The 14,330-nt window shown below is 68.2% G+C and carries 9 protein-coding genes and 1 pseudogene; 5 read left to right on the top strand and 5 right to left on the bottom strand.

Features of this window, described 5'->3' with window-relative positions; all coding sequences use genetic code 11:
- Window positions 1-160: 160 nt before the first annotated feature.
- The 3 genes from WME89_RS26115 to WME89_RS26105 all read left to right on the top strand — a co-directional run bounded on the left by WME89_RS26115 (window position 161) and on the right by WME89_RS26105 (window position 3,928).
- Entirely contained in the window at window positions 161-1,096 is a 936-nt protein-coding gene (locus WME89_RS26115) for a phytanoyl-CoA dioxygenase family protein (protein WP_438011791.1), read from the top strand.
- Window positions 1,097-1,253: 157 nt separating this feature from the next.
- Window positions 1,254-2,774 carry a tryptophan 7-halogenase gene (locus WME89_RS26110; protein WP_438011790.1) on the top strand — a complete coding sequence of 507 codons (1,521 nt, stop codon included), beginning with the start codon at window positions 1,254-1,256 and terminating at the stop codon, window positions 2,772-2,774.
- A 32-nt stretch (window positions 2,775-2,806) separates the two neighbouring features.
- Window positions 2,807-3,928, top strand: coding sequence for a cupin-like domain-containing protein (locus WME89_RS26105; protein WP_438011789.1), 1,122 nt, complete (start codon window positions 2,807-2,809; stop codon window positions 3,926-3,928).
- Between the two features lie 270 nt (window positions 3,929-4,198).
- On the opposite strand, the pseudogene WME89_RS26100 reads toward WME89_RS26105, so the two are convergent.
- The 3 genes and pseudogenes from WME89_RS26100 to tnpA all read right to left on the bottom strand — a co-directional run.
- Window positions 4,199-4,906: pseudogene (locus WME89_RS26100) on the bottom strand (IS66 family transposase zinc-finger binding domain-containing protein); the annotation flags it as partial.
- On the bottom strand, window positions 4,903-5,325 hold the full coding sequence (tnpB, locus tag WME89_RS26095) for an IS66 family insertion sequence element accessory protein TnpB (protein ID WP_438005459.1): 423 nt from the start codon (window positions 5,323-5,325) through the stop codon (window positions 4,903-4,905). The pseudogene WME89_RS26100 and the gene tnpB, both read right to left, overlap by 4 nt.
- Window positions 5,319-5,657, bottom strand: coding sequence for an IS66 family insertion sequence element accessory protein TnpA (gene tnpA / locus WME89_RS26090; protein WP_437923758.1), 339 nt, complete (start codon window positions 5,655-5,657; stop codon window positions 5,319-5,321). The genes tnpB and tnpA overlap by 7 nt, the downstream gene beginning before the upstream one ends.
- 450 nt (window positions 5,658-6,107) lie before the next feature.
- On the opposite strand from tnpA, the gene WME89_RS26085 reads away from it, so the two are divergent.
- Together WME89_RS26085 and WME89_RS26080 are read left to right on the top strand one after the other, a co-directional pair.
- Window positions 6,108-7,904, top strand: a complete 1,797-nt coding sequence (locus tag WME89_RS26085) for a serine/threonine protein kinase (protein ID WP_438011788.1) — start codon at window positions 6,108-6,110, stop codon at window positions 7,902-7,904.
- Window positions 7,905-7,935: 31 nt separating this feature from the next.
- The gene (locus WME89_RS26080) at window positions 7,936-9,858 is read left to right on the top strand and encodes a PEGA domain-containing protein (protein ID WP_438011787.1); all 1,923 of its coding nucleotides are present in this window, start codon (window positions 7,936-7,938) and stop codon (window positions 9,856-9,858) included.
- A gap of 58 nt (window positions 9,859-9,916) precedes the next feature.
- Here the strand turns inward: WME89_RS26080 and WME89_RS26075 are convergent, their stop codons facing one another.
- On the bottom strand, window positions 9,917-11,740 hold the full coding sequence (locus WME89_RS26075; protein WP_438011786.1) for an OmpA family protein: 1,824 nt from the start codon (window positions 11,738-11,740) through the stop codon (window positions 9,917-9,919).
- 116 nt (window positions 11,741-11,856) lie between these two features.
- The gene (locus tag WME89_RS26070; RefSeq protein ID WP_438011785.1) at window positions 11,857-13,911 is read right to left on the bottom strand and encodes a thrombospondin type 3 repeat-containing protein; all 2,055 of its coding nucleotides are present in this window, start codon (window positions 13,909-13,911) and stop codon (window positions 11,857-11,859) included.
- Window positions 13,912-14,330: the final 419 nt, after the last annotated feature.

Raw genomic sequence — 14,330 nt, 5'->3', positions numbered from 1 at the left:
AGGCTTGACGATCGGGAGTGTTTGCATTAGATATCTCACGCGGTCCGCATGCTGGCTTTTCTCCAATCTCCGCCTGGCGCTTGACTCGTCACATCGCGATCGGCCGAACACCGGCATGTGCGGTGACGAGGCGCGCGCCGCGCGGACATGGACATGAAGAATGCTCGCCTACGACGTCCCGACCCATGCTCGCCTCGAGGACCTGGACTCCACCGGCTACGTGGTGGTGCGCTCGTTTCTGAACGACGCAGAAATCGCTCGGTTCGAAGCCGACTTCGCGGCGAGTTCTGGGGTCGACACGTCGTACGGAGTCCAGCAAGTCTCTGCCGACGCGCGGAGCGCAATCGACGACAAGCTGGCGGCCATGGCGCGCGCCGTCGCGGGCGCCAGCAGCGTGCGGGTCGACATCGCGTCGGTCTGCGCGTTCGGCAGCGCCTACTTCACGACCGAAGGCGAGATCGGGACGGCGTGGCACCAAGACGCGGTGTCGTACTTCGCCTACCAGAACCACCACGACTATCTGAATTTCTACGTGCCCATCGTGAAACCGGTGCGCGAACGGTCCAACCTTTGCGTGATTCCGTTCGATGCGTTTGCGGCGCGTAGCCCGGAGCTCGCCGCCCGGCTCCGCGGGCGCGGCGCGACGCGCTTCGTCGTGAAGGACGGCGTGACGACCGTCCACGACAACAACTCGGGCCGTGTTCACGGCGTCCTGCCTTATGTGCTCGACGAGCTGGCCGTGACTCCGCAGCTCGGCCGCGGCGATCTTCTGCTGCTGCGAGGCGACGTGATCCACCGCACCGAGGACAAGGACACGCGCCGGGTGGCGGTTTCGATCCGGATGATGAACCGAGAGACCCGGGTCCGCCGCGCCGAGCTCGTCCGCGGCGGCTACCTGAAGGCGGTCGTGATGACCCATGGACGGCGCGACTTCAAGCGGCTCTTCGACTGCTTCGATGCCGCGGGGAAGGACGAGCTGACGATCGGAGACATAGCGGGTTTCGAGGCCAGCGCGCGTCCGGCGCGAGCGACCTCGTTCGTCAGCTTCATGGCGTTCCTGATATGGAACCGGATGCGTGAGCGCCTGAAGCACTGATCACGTTGATCAACCGAGAAATGAGGCGCCGAGTACGCCAGAATTTTGTTCTCTTCATGGCGTTCTCGGCGCCCTGGCGGTTCGAAATACCGCTCTTTTCGGGCGATTCCAACCTGTTTGCCGTTCTAGCACCGCGTTCGACGAGAGGACTCAGGCGATGACAGAAGCGACAGCGCAACAAGACGAGCAGTTCGACGTGATCGTTCTAGGCGGGGGGCCCGGTGGGTCGTCCGTCGCCTCGTTCGTCGCGATGCAGGGCCATAGCGTGCTCCTGCTCGAAAAGGAGAAGTTCCCGCGTCATCAGATCGGCGAGTCCCTCTTGCCCGCCACCACCTACGGTATCTGCGGCCTGCTCGGGATCAGGGACCGGATCGAGCGGGCCGGTTTCACGCGCAAGCAAGGCGGCACGTTCCGCTGGGGCAAGAGCCCCGAGCCGTGGACCTTCCGGTTCGCCGAGAATCCCCGCGTCCCCGGCGGCTATGCATTCCAGGTCGAGCGCAGCGTGTTCGACAAGATGCTGCTCGACGCCGCGCGCGAGAAGGGCGTCGATGTTCGCGAGGAGCATGCCGTGGTGCGCGTGGAACAGGAAGACGGTCGGTTCTCTCGTGTGCGGTTCCGCGACGACCGTGGCAGCGAGCGAACCGCGACCGCGAAGTACATCGTCGACTCGGAGGGGCACCGCGGCCAGACCTACGCGCTGGTCGGCGAGCGAGTGTTCTCGCAGTTCTTCCAGAACGTGGCGCTCTACGGCTACTTCAACGATGGCAAGCGTTTGCCCGCGCCGAGCTCGGGCAACATCCTGTGCGCCGCGTTTCGCGACGGCTGGTTCTGGTACATCCCGCTGTCCGACCGGCTCACCAGCGTCGGCGCGGTCGTGTCCCGCGAGGCCGCGCAGCGGATCCAGGATGGGCCCGAGCAGGCGTTCCAGAGCTTCGTGGATTCCTGCCCGATCATCGCAGAGTACCTCGCGTCCGCCACGCGCGTGACCGAGGGCGTGTACGGCGAATTTCGTGTCCGCAAGGATTACTCGTACTGCAACACGCGATTCTGGAAGCCCGGCCTGGCTCTGATCGGAGATGCCGCCTGCTTCATCGATCCGGTGTTCTCGTCAGGCGTTCACCTGGCGACCTACTCGGCGCTCCTGGCGGCGCGGTCGATCAACAGCTGCCTCGCGGGTGACATCGACGAGGACGAGGCGTTCGAAGAGTTCGAGTTCCGCTACCGGCGCGAGTTCGGAAACTTCTACCAGTTCTTGCTGTCGTTCTACGACATGCATCAGGAGGCGGACTCGTACTTCTGGAAGGCGCGCAAAGTGCTCAACACCGAGGAGAAGGCCAACGACGCCTTCATCCGGTTGGTCGCGGGAGCATCGAGCGTCGACGAGCCGGTGTTCAACCACGCCGAAGACTTCTTTCGCTCCCGGAAGGGCATGGGCCAGTGGTTGGAGGGCATGCTGAGCAACCAGCTTGCGATGCAGGTCGACGGCCTGCCCGGCCAGGGCGCGCCAGCGACGCTCGAGGCCGGTCCGGACGCCGAGCAGTTCATGGAAGGCTTCACGGCGGAGGTGCGCCAGATCCAGACGCAAGCGATGTTCGGCCACCGCCGAGCACGCGAGAGCTCGGTGCGACCCCAGGGCCTGATCCCTTCGGCCGATGGCTTCGCCTGGCAACGCGGATAGCCGAGGCCCGCTGGTTCGACACGAGGCCACGCATGCAATCTCAACTACACACGAACCTGCACGACATCGTCCGTACGCTGCTGCCGTCGGTCGCCGACGGAAGGCCACAGACCGTCGTCCAGTTCACCGTTCGAGACAAGCGGTTGAGTGCTTATGTGATCGTCGACCGGACCGCGGACGGCGAGACGCTTCGTGTCGAGGACGGTAAGCACGGTCGTCCCGATGCGAGCATCTTCCTGTCCACGGCGGACCTCGCCGACATTGCGAGCCTGGGCTGCGTCCGCGGCCCGGTCTCGATGACCGGCAGTCCGCCGCTGCTCAGCTCGTTCCGCGATCGGTTCATGTCGATCTCGCCCGCGGGCAAGGCACGGATCGAGGAGATCACCCGGAGCCAGGTCAGCGCGGAGGTCGACCGCATCAGCGTCGCAGCGATCTCGCCGGCGGACTTCATCCAGCGCTACGCGATGGCAAGCCGCCCTGCGGTGATCGTCGACGCGATGCCCAAGCGGAGCGCCTCTCCCTGGACGATCGAACGGATCTGCTCCGAGCTCGGCGATGCGTCGGTCGAGGTGCGCACCGGCGACTATGCCGCGGACATCTACAAGGAGACGATGCAGACCAAGGAGCTGCGCCTCGCCGAGTATCTGGCGTCCCACGGTGATGGCGCGGCTGACTCCGCACAGGCCACCCCTCGTCCTTATGCCGCGAGCAATGGGGTTCCCTGGGACTGGCACCTCTGGCTCGATTATCCACCGTTCGTTCCAGAGGGCTTGTGTCAGTACGCAAAGTTCTGGATCGGCCCCGCCGGGACCAAGACGCCCCTGCATCGCGATTGGCTCGACAACTTCCTATCACAGCTGGTCGGCACCAAGCGGATCGCGCTCGTCTCGCCCCACCACGCCCCTCTGCTGTCACCAAGGGTCATTCATGCCGGGCTCGACTCGTGCAACACGGTCGATCCCTTCGAGCCACAGCATCAGGTCACCTCCAGGTGTGACCCTGTGTTCGTCACGTTGGACGCCGGTGAGATGCTGTTCTTGCCTGCGGGGTGGTTCCACGACGTCCGGTCGACGTCGTTTTCGTTCTCGGTGAACTTCTTTCTGATGCGAATCCCCTACGCCGTTTGCCCGCCGGACTTGACGACCTTGCTGTAGCGGCGCGCGCAAGAGCGCCGCGCGGGCATGTCAGTCCTGGTTGTTCCTGTATCGGGCAGCACGAACCGCGGCGACCAGGGCGCCCATCCGTTCCGCACGCGCAACGGCAGGAGGGCCGTCGTTGAGCACGACGGCTCGCGTCGCCACCTCTGACGTGCGTCGGGGCGGCGGCTCGCACGCCTTTGCTGCGGGTCGTCGAGCGCTCGCCAACTCGCGACAACGAGCGAGTCGCGGTCGTTCGTGCTCCGATCCTCGGGCGCCGGTTGTGGGTTCATCTGCCTGCCGGTCGAGCGGCATCGCGTCCTCGAACTTCTCGACGATGATGCTCGCGAGCAGCCCCGCTCCCGGGCGCCCCCGATCCATCACCTTCTCGCTGTCCGCCGTCGTAACCCCCTGCTCGGGGCAGCGCGGACAGGCGAGCTTCTCCCTCTGTTCCTCGATGATCCGGAACTGCGCAGGGACGAACTCGAGAACTTCGCTCGTATGATGACCGATGCACTTCTTGTCCGCGCCGCACTGCGGGCACTTCCGCTCGGCTTCCGGGACCGGCACAACGCGCGTCTCGCGCGGCAGGTGTGCGGGAAGCGGCGAGCGCCCACGCCGTCCTCGCGGCGGCTTCGGCGGCTCAGGAGGTTGCGGCACCAGCCCCTGCTCCGGCTGCGCAGGAGCCTCCGCGCCGGGCTCTGACGAGGGCGCGGAGTCAGCGGCCCCCTGCGGCACCTCGGCGCCGAGCTCGGCGAACAGCAGCATCAGCTGCTCGGTAGAGACCTTCTGGCTCTTGCGGCCGTACAGCTCGCGCAGCGCGCTGGCGAGCCTCGCCGACAGCGCGGTGTTCTTGTCGCGCAACTGGACCAGGAGCCCGAGCACCAGCTCGATGAGCGCCGGGACCTGCCCGTCGGCCGCGAGCTGCTCGAGCTTGCGTCGCACATCTGCCAGGTCGGCGGGGAGCTGTGCTTGGGACGGAGGGGGACTGGTCACGTGGCGCGCTGGATATCTATCCCGCGCGCATCCATCAAGCGTTGCTTCGATGGGTCGAGGTTTCTCACGCCGGGCCTCCAGCGCTTGCGCCGTACGGCCTGCGACAGGTCGAGCCCTTCGAGCATCAGCGACAGCTCCGCCGCCTCGACCTCGACGTGGGTCGCTCCCTTGGGCAGGTCGCGGGCGAGGTGGAATCGGCCGCGAGCGAGTTTTTTGGCAAATATGCAGTATCCGGTACGATCCCAGAACAACACACGAGCCTGGTCGCCTCGCCGATTCCTGAACACGAACAGATGCCCGCAGAGCGGGTCGGCTCCGAAGCGCTGAGCGACCAGCGCGGACAGGCCATCAAAGCTCTTGCGCAGGTCGGTAGGCTCGGCCGCGACGTACACGCGCACCGACGGCGGCAGCGTCAGCACGGCATCTCCTCGGCGGCGAGCGCCAGCACGCGCTCGAGCGTGGCCGGGTCGAAGCCCGGCCGAACGCGAACCACCCGCCCATTGGGCAGCGCGATCTCGATCGGCTCCACGACGACCGGCGAGACGTCGGCCACCACGTGCACCGGCAGGAAGCGCGGCGGCTCCGTCGACGACGACGGCGGGGGTTGCGGGGGCCCGTCAGCCCGCAGCTTCCAGCGCCACCAGTACAGCTGCTTCGGCTTGTACCCCTCGCGGCGCGCGAACTTCTCGGCACTCAGCCCGCTCCGCTCCCATCGCGCCACCCGCTCGGCCCACTCCACTCTCGTCGCCATCGCTTCCTCCTTCGTCGCGATGGGAACAGGTAGCCGGCCTCCCACGGATGGTCACGATGCCCTTGGCTGGGCGCTCACGGTTCACCTGCGCGAGGCCGGTTGCGCCACGGATGGACGGATGGGCTGACGGCGCTGAGCGCCGAGGCCACCATCGCGCGCGATGGCGCTGTGGCACAGCGGCGGCAGACGAGGACCAAACAGAACGGCCATCTCGGTACCGCTGCTGCCGCTGAGGACGCGGCAGCCTGGACGTACCCCGGCGCCCCCCATGGCGCGAACCCCACCCAACCTTTTGACTTCGCAGCCCTTTCTCTGGACGCGTCGGCCGAGCAACCGCGGAGGTGCCCGCACTGGAAATAATCCGGTCGCACTCGCTGTGCTCCGCTCGCTTCACGCTCCAGATGAACGTTGCTCTCCCGGGCGGGATCGCTTAAAGTCGCCCGCAGTTTTGTGATCGGCACGATCATCGACGGGAAGTACCGGATCGACAAGCTCCTGGGGGAGGGAGCGATGGGCTCGGTGTACGCGGCCGAGCACACCACAACGGGTCGGCGCTGCGCCATCAAGGTCATCAGCTCGCTGGACTTGACCCGCGACCCGAAGGTCGTTCAGCGGTTCCAGCGTGAGGCGCGCGCGGCCGGAGCCATCGATACGCAGCACATCACCCAGGTGCTCGATGCCGGGGTGGATCGCGAGACCAGGCTCCCGTTCCTCGCCATGGAGTTCCTCGCCGGGGAGGACCTGCAGCACCTGCTGCTGCGCACCGGGGCGATCGCTCCTGATGCCGCCCTGCGCATCGCCGTGCACTGCTGTCTCGGGCTCATGAAGGCGCACGAAGCAGGGGTGGTCCATCGCGATATCAAGCCGCACAACCTGTTCCTCGCCCGGCGCGATGCGGGCGAGATCATCGTCAAGCTGCTTGATTTCGGGATTGCCAAGGTGAAGATGGACCAGGTCAACGAGACCGAAGGCGCCGATCTCACCAAGACAGGCAGCCTGGTCGGCTCGCCGCTCTACATGTCGCCGGAGCAGGCGGTCGGCCAGCGGGAGATCGACCACCGCACCGACATCTGGTCGCTCGGCGCGGTCCTCTATCAAGCGCTCTCAGGTCGTACGCCCTATCACGACATCAAGGCCCTCGGGCAGCTCATCCTGGCGATCTGCTCCACGCCTGTCCCGCCGCTTCAGAGCTTTGCGCCCTGGGTTCCGCCGGAGATAGCGGCGATCGTGCACCGCTGCCTCGAGCAAGACCCCGCGCGCCGCTTCCAGAGCGCACAGGAGATGCTGAGCGCAATCCGGCCCATGCTGCCTTATGGGTGGGCCATTCAGGAGGACATGCTCGGCCCGTTGACGGAGGCCCACCGCGCCCACGTGGCCCCGCGCTTCGGGATGGGCAATCCGCAGGCGTGGCCGGGCAACCCGCGCGCGGCGATGCCTTCTGCGAACGCCAGCGGCGGGTACCCGGCGGCGGACGGCTCGGCGCTGCGCAGCGGCGGATACCCGGCGGTGGACGGCTCGGCGCTGCGCAGCGGCGGATACCCGGCGGTGGACGGCTCGGCGCTGCGCAGCGGCGGATACCCGGCGGTGGACGGCTCGGCGCTGCGCAGCGGCGCGTACCCGGCGGTCGCGCCGGCGGGCACGCAGGGCGGGCTCACGGCGTCGAGGCCGGGCGGCACGGCGCGGCTCGGGCCCTCGCTGGCGATCGCGCTCCTCGCGGGCATCGCAGGGGTCGGCGTCCTGGCAGGGCTCGGCGTGTTCGCGGCGCAGCGCTTCGCCGCGACGCCCGAGGCCACCCCGACGCCGGAGATCGTGGCGCCGGCGCCGACCGCGTCGGCCAGCCAGGTGGCGCCTCCTCCGGTCGCGCCTCCCGTCGCGGTCGTGGAGGCGCCGCGCGAGACCCGCCCTCCGCCCGGCGACCTCGCGCCGCGGCACGTGCGGGTCGTGATCTTCCCCGAGGACGCGAGCGTGGAGGTCAACGGCGAGCGCGCGAGCGCGCGGAACGGCGTCCTCGAGTTCTCCGGCCGGCTCGGCCAGCAGTACAAGGTTCGCTTGTTCAAGGGCGCGAACGAGGTGCTCGCCGACGTCGTGGTCACCGAGGGCGGGGCGCTCCCCGCGAAGATCGAGCTCCCTGTCGTCCCCCTTCGCGGGGCGGCCTCGGCGCCGAGGCCGAGCGGCTCGGCGCCGAACGCCACGCGCCCCGCAGGGCGTCAGGACTTCAAGCACGACACCAGCGAATTCACGCAGTGAACTCCGACGGACGAGAGCGGGGCGAACCAAGGTGGTAGGTGAGCTTGAGCGGCCGCTGGCCGCGCGCAGGGGGCCGAAGCACGACAGGCAGGCAGCAAACCCGCGCGGCCGCGCGGGCGCGCCGCTCCGGCGCTGGCCCGGCGCGACGGCGGCGCTGCTCGCGACGCTGCTCGCGCCGCTGTCCTCGTCCGCGCAGTCCGGTCCGGAGCCCGCGCCGGAGCAGCCCGTCCCGGCGCCGTCGACCCCCGCCGAGGCCGCGCCAGCGCCGGCTCGCGCGCAGGCGATGGAGGTCCCCGTCTCGGAAGCCGTCCGCCAGGAGGCGCTGATGCACTTCGAGAAGGGCTTCGCGCTGCTGAACGAGGGGGCATGGAGCCCGGGGCTCTCCGAGCTCCTGCTCTCTCGCAAGCTCTTTCCGACGCGCATCGCCACGTACAACGCCGCCGTCGCCCTGCGCAAGCTGCAGCGCTACGACGAGGCGCTCGACATGTTCGAGACCTACCTGCGCGACTTCCCGGTGTCCGGGGAGGAGCGGGAAGAGGCGCTGCGGCAGATCGCCGAGCTCCGGACGCTCGTCGGGACCATCGAGCTCGTCGGGGCCGAGACCGGCGCGGTGATCTCGGTCGACGGCCAGGATCGCGGACAATACCCGCCGATCCGGCCGCTGCGCGTCCCGGCGGGCAACCATATGCTCCGCGTGTTCAAGGAGGGGTACGACCCCTTCGTGATCCGCGTGGACGTGGCCGGCGGCCAGACGAAGAACGTGCAGGTGACGCTGCGCAGGCTCGCTCGGTATGGCTCGCTCCGGGTCATCGAGAGCAGCGGCAAGCCAGTGAGTGTCTCCATCGACGGCATCGTGGTCGGGAAGGCGCCGTGGACCGGAATCCTGTCGGTCGGTGATCACGAGGTCACGCTCCGCGGCGAGGGCAAGGTCGGGACGCAGCCGGCGAGCGCGTCGGTCAAGTCCCAGTCGGTCACCACGCTGTCCCTGTTGGCCGAGGAGCTCGATGCCGTGCTGCACGTGGAGCCGGTGCCCATCGGGGCGAGCGTCTGGATCAACTCCGTGAAGGTCGGCGACGGCGTGTGGATCGGCCGGCTCAAGCAGGGGACGCATCGGGTCGAGGTCAGGGCCAACGGCTATCTGGCCGACGCACAGTCGGTGACGCTGAGCAAGGGCGGCCGGCAGAAGCTGAGGGTGTCGCTCGAGCGGGACGAGGACGCGGAGGTCTGGAGCAAGCCGCCCAAACTGACGCTCGACGCGACGGCCTCGTTCCTCATCGCGCCCACCTTCGGCGGCGATCTCGCGAGCGGGTGCAACAAGGCGTGCGAGAGCTCGATCGGCCTGGGCGCGCTGGGGATGATCCACGGAGGCTACGAGTTCGGCTCGGGGTTCGGCGTGGGGCTCGAAGCTGGCGGGATCTTCGCCGTCCAGAGCCTCGAAAACCGGACGGCGACCGTCGTGCCAGTCGGAGCCTCGGCGCCGAGCGCCGGCACGGCGAACGACGCCCTGCGGCTCGGGGGCTTCCTTGTCGGCGTCACGGCGGGGTACCACCTCGGAGAGCGCTTTCCAGCGCTCTTCCGGATCGGCGCGGGCGCGCTCCTCGGGGAGGTGCGGGACGAGCGCGCGGGGACGTTCGAGCTGTCGCGAACGCCGGTGGCGGTGGAGGGCGAGCAGGCGCAGACGACGTTCGATGCGGCTCCCCAGGTCGATTTCCCGTGGGCCGCATACATCTACCTCGATCCAGAGGTCCGCTTCGGCCTCCGTCTGAGCGAGCGTTTCGAGCTCTCCGCGGGCGTGAAGCTCCTGCTGCTCCTCGCGCTCCGCAAGCCGACCTGGGACGGCACCAGGGCGATCCCGGCCGGCATCGACGGGGTCGCGACCTATCCCGCCGAGTCGGTGATGGGCGACTTCGCCCTGATGGTCGCGCCGGGGGCAAGCCTCCGGTACACGTTCTGAAGGCCCGCGCCGGGGGCGAGCCCCCGGCGTGCGTCGTGAGCTGCGCCCTCGGGTCCGCTCAAAGAGGCTTGCGGCGGACGATGAAGAACTGGACGCGTCGGTTCTCCTGCCGTCCTGTCTTTTCGCGGTTGTCGCCGAGCGGCCGGCGGTAGCTGTAGCCCTTGGCGACGAGCTTTCCCCTGGGCACGCCGGCGGCGACGAGCCAGTCGACGACCGCACGGGCGCGCTCCTCGGAGAGCGTCTGGTTGAACTCCGGGGTGCCGCTGTCGTCGGTGTGTCCCTGCACCTCGACGAGCTCGATCTCCGGGTGCTGGCTCAGCACGTCGCGGACCTCGTAGAGGAGCTCGTCGGACACGGGGGACACGGTCTGGGAGCGCGTCTTGCCGTAGAGCGTGAACTGCACGGGGATGGAGGTCACGATCTCCTCGTTGGTCACCCGCACGAACTTCGGGCACCCGTTTCTGCTGGGGTCGTCGCTCTTCGCGCCATGCTCCAGGGGGCAGGCGTCGGCCACGCCGGTGATGCCGTCGCCGTCCGCGTCTTCGGGGCAGCCGTTCTGCTTGGGTTCGGTGCTGCCGGGCCCAGGTGTCCTGGGACAGGCGTCGTTCGCGTCGAGGATGCCGTCGCGGTCCAGGTCGGGCGGGCAGCCGTTCCTGCGCGGATCCTGGTGCTTGTCGCCGGGGCTGGCCGGGCATGCGTCGGCGGCGTCGGCGACTCCGTCGCTGTCACCGTCGGGCGGACAGCCATTCTTGATCGGGTCGAGGCTCTGGGCGCCTGCGACGGCGGGGCAGGCATCCTCGGCGTCGGTCACCGAGTCGCCGTCGCGGTCCGAGGGCGGACAGCCGTCCCTGGACGGGTCTGCCGAGGGCTCGCCCTTGATCTCGGGGCAGGCGTCGGTGTTGTCGAGGATGCCGTCGTCGTCCTTGTCGCCGACGGCAGCGGGGGTATCGGCCTCCGCGCCCGTGGGACGGGTCGGCAGCGGGGTCCAGCCGACGAGGCCGACTATCCGCAGCTGGGGTGTGCCGATAGCCTCGAGCAGCCCGGGCCCTGCGGCGGCGCCGAAGGTGAGACCGTCGAGCACGCGCAGCTTGGCGCCGAGCAGGATCTCGAGATGGACACCGGCCTCGTCCTCGCGGGGCGGCGTGCCGGCGAGGACGACGGTCCTGGTGAACGGCGAGCTGCCGTAGATCTCGGGGCCGAGCTGGAGGTGATCGTCGACGAGGAGGGCCGCCGCGCCGGCGCCGAACGTGAAGCGGCTCGGGCTTGTGTCGCTGCCGAGCGCGATGCCGCCGCTCGCGTTCCAGAGGAGGCCGGTGCTCGTCCCGAGGCGGCCGCCCGCGCTCGCGTAGAAGGCGCCGCGGGTGGCGCCCTCGCCGGTGTACTGCTCCGGTGAGCCGGTCGGCGCGAACACGTATCCTCCGACGCCGACCTGCAGCGGGCTCGCGTTCTCGCCGAAGAGCCGCGCGCGCGCGCCGAACCGCATGTCGCCGAGCTGCGGGGCGTCGAGCTCGGGGAGCTCCATGTCCGCCAGCGCCGGGCGATCTCCGGCCTGGATGACGGCGAGCGGCGCGTCGATGGTGAGCAGGAGGCGGTCCCACAGGCTGACGGAGGCGTCGAGCCGCAAGAAGGCCTGATGGCTGACGACGGCGATGTCGGTGTCTTGAAGCCGGACGGGCCGCACCGCGTCGTCGAACGTCAGCGCGACGCGGGGCTCGAGGTGTCCGGGCGCGTCCGGCGAGGGGACGCCGAAGAAGATATCACCTGCGGGCGCGGGCTCGAACCGGTTGAGCGCGAACCCGCCGGCGGCTTGCGCCCGCGCCGTGCCCGCGAGGGGCATCGTGAGCGCGATCGAGGCCGTCATTGCGATGAAGGAGGACCTCATGGCGCGACCACCGTAGCGGAGGCGCGCGCGGCGTGGCAACAAGCGGTTGTCCACCGCACACTCGCGAGGAGCGCGCCGCGCGCGCGGGAGCAGGTGAGGGGAGGCGAGGCGCTGGCTCATGCTGCGCGCCTGGGGCGATCGGCAGAGCGCGAGGCGGTGGGGGCGTGCCGCAGGCGACGGAGAACGAGCCCGAGCGCGAGGAGCAGGCCAGCGAGCGCGCCGCCGCCATCGCGGCGCGCGGGCCCGAGGGCGCAATCCCAGCCGCCTTCGAAGATGGCCGGGGGCGGGGTCGCTCCTCCGGAGCCGCCGCTGCCGCCGTCTCCGGGGCCGCCGCCGGCGCCGCCGCTGCCGCCGTCGCTAGGGGCGCCGCCAGCGCCGCCGGCGCCACCAGCGCCGCCCTCGCCACCAATGGGGTCGCAGGCATCGCCGTCGCCGTCCCCGTCGCTGTCGAGCTGATCGTTGTTGGCGTCCTCGGGGCAGTTGTCGCAGACGCTTCCCAGGTTATCGCCGTCGGGGTTGGCCTGGTCTGTGTTGGCGACCCTGGGGCAATTGTCCTCGTCGTTGCGGATCGTGTCGCCGTCGGTGTCGAGGTCAGGGTCGCACGCGTCGCCAGTGTCATCGCCGTCGGCGTTGAGCTGATCCTGGTTCGCGCTGTCAGGGCAGTTGTCGCAGACGTTGCCGACGTGGTCGCCGTCGGTGTCCGCTTGATCGACGTTCGCGATCTCGGGGCAGTTGTCGTTGGCGCTGATGTGACCATCGCCGTCGGGGTCGTCGCAGACGTCGCCGATCCCGTCCCCGTCCTCGTCGCTCTGGTCATCGTTCGCCTGCAGGGGGCAGTTGTCGGGGTCGTCGAGGACGCCGTCGTTGTCGTCGTCGTCGTCGCAGACGTCGCCGAGATTGTCCGTGTCGTGGTTGGACTGGTCGACGTTCTGGAGCGCGACGCAGTTGTCGTCACCGTCGAGGACCTCATCGCGATCGATGTCCGGATCGCGGTAGTCCGGCGGTCCCATACTATCGGTGTTGCGCGGGTCCTCGGGGTCATCACCCACCTCATCGGCGTCGGGCAGCCCATCGCCGTCGCTGTCGCCGTCGGCCGCGTCGACGAGACGATCGGTATCGCTGTTGAGGGGGGCGTCGCCCGTGTTGCCAGGGGGGTCGACCTCGAACGGATCGGACATGCCGTCGCCGTCGCTGTCGATGAGGCGCGGGTTCATTCCCCAGTCGAGCTCTTGCTCGTCGCTGATCCCATCGCCGTCGTCGTCGTCGTCGCAGATGTCGCCAACCCCATCGCGGTTCAGATCGTCCTGGTCGGGGTTGGCGCGCAAACGGCAGTTGTCGTCGACGTCCAGGATCAAGTCTCCGTCGTCGTCAGTGTCGCACGCGTCTCCGAGGCCGTCGCCGTTCGGCGCGGGAGGGGCATCGGTGTTAAGCTGATCGTTGTTTGGGACGGTGTCGCAATTGTCATTTGCGTCGAGGTGCGCGTCATTGTCGTCGTTGTCGTCGCATGCGTCTCCGTCCTGGTCTGTGTCATGGTTTGCCTGGTCCGGATTGTCGACGAAGTCGCAATTGTCATCCCTGTCGGGAACGTCGTCGTTGTCGTCGTTGTCGTCGCATGCGTCCCCTGTTCCGTCGCGGTCTTCGTCCGCTTGGTTGTTGTTAGGGGTTAGGGGACAATTGTCTATGTTGTCTACGCGGTTGTCGTTGTCGTCGTCATTGTCGCACGCGTTTCCCTCCCGATCCGAGTCATCGTTTTCTTGGTCTGGGTTGGGGATGAAGTCGCAGTTGTCGTTTCTGTCGAGACGCGTGTCGTTGTCGTCGTCCTCGTCGCATGCGTCTCCAAGGGGGTCGTCGTCGTGATTGTCCTGAGCGTTGTTGCGCACTAGTGGGCAGTTGTCGTCGATGTCCGGGAAATCATCATCGTCTTTGTTTGTGTCGCATGCATCTCCAAAAGTGTCGCCGTCGGTGTTTTGCTGATTTCTGTTGTCTACGGATGGGCAATTGTCCGTCAAATCTGGAATGCTGTCACCGTCGGTATCCAATTCCTGCGCCCGTGCGCTGCCTGTGGACAGGGCAATTGCCAGCAGGATGATGACACAGCTCGTTCTTGACCCCTTGATTGCTCCACAGGAAGAGGGCGGCAGCAGGTGCGGATTCGACGGCCTTGGATGCATGGTGAAAACCTCCTGTGTAAACGTCTGTGGGGGTCGGCTCTCTTCGAGCCAAACCAAGTCACTCCGGGCTGCCAGGGTGCCGCATGATCCTCGAAGATGGCCGCTCTGCTACCAGTGCCCCACAGCTGTCGTGGTGTCCTGTCTCACTTGGCGCAAGTGTCTACGCTCGGGCTCGTGCAGTCTGCGTCGCTGTTGCATACGCAGGTGCCGTCCTTGCACTGGCCGTAGCCCGAGCAGCTCGCACTTGTGCACGACAGCACGGTGTCCGCTTTGCAGAACTTTGTTGTGCCTGTGGAGGTGCCCGTACAACTTCTTCCCTCGTCGCAGTCGCCGTCGCCCGTGCAGGTGGGGACGCAAACGTTGTTGCCGTTCACCGTGATGCAATCGAAGTTCGACGGCGCTCCCACGGCCGCGCAATC

It is taken from the genome of Sorangium sp. So ce321 (genome assembly GCF_051530195.1).
Taxonomy (GTDB): Bacteria; Myxococcota_A; Polyangia; order Polyangiales; family Polyangiaceae; genus Sorangium.
Note: the sequence above shows the minus strand (reverse complement) of the source record. Positions and strands in the feature narration are given on the sequence as shown.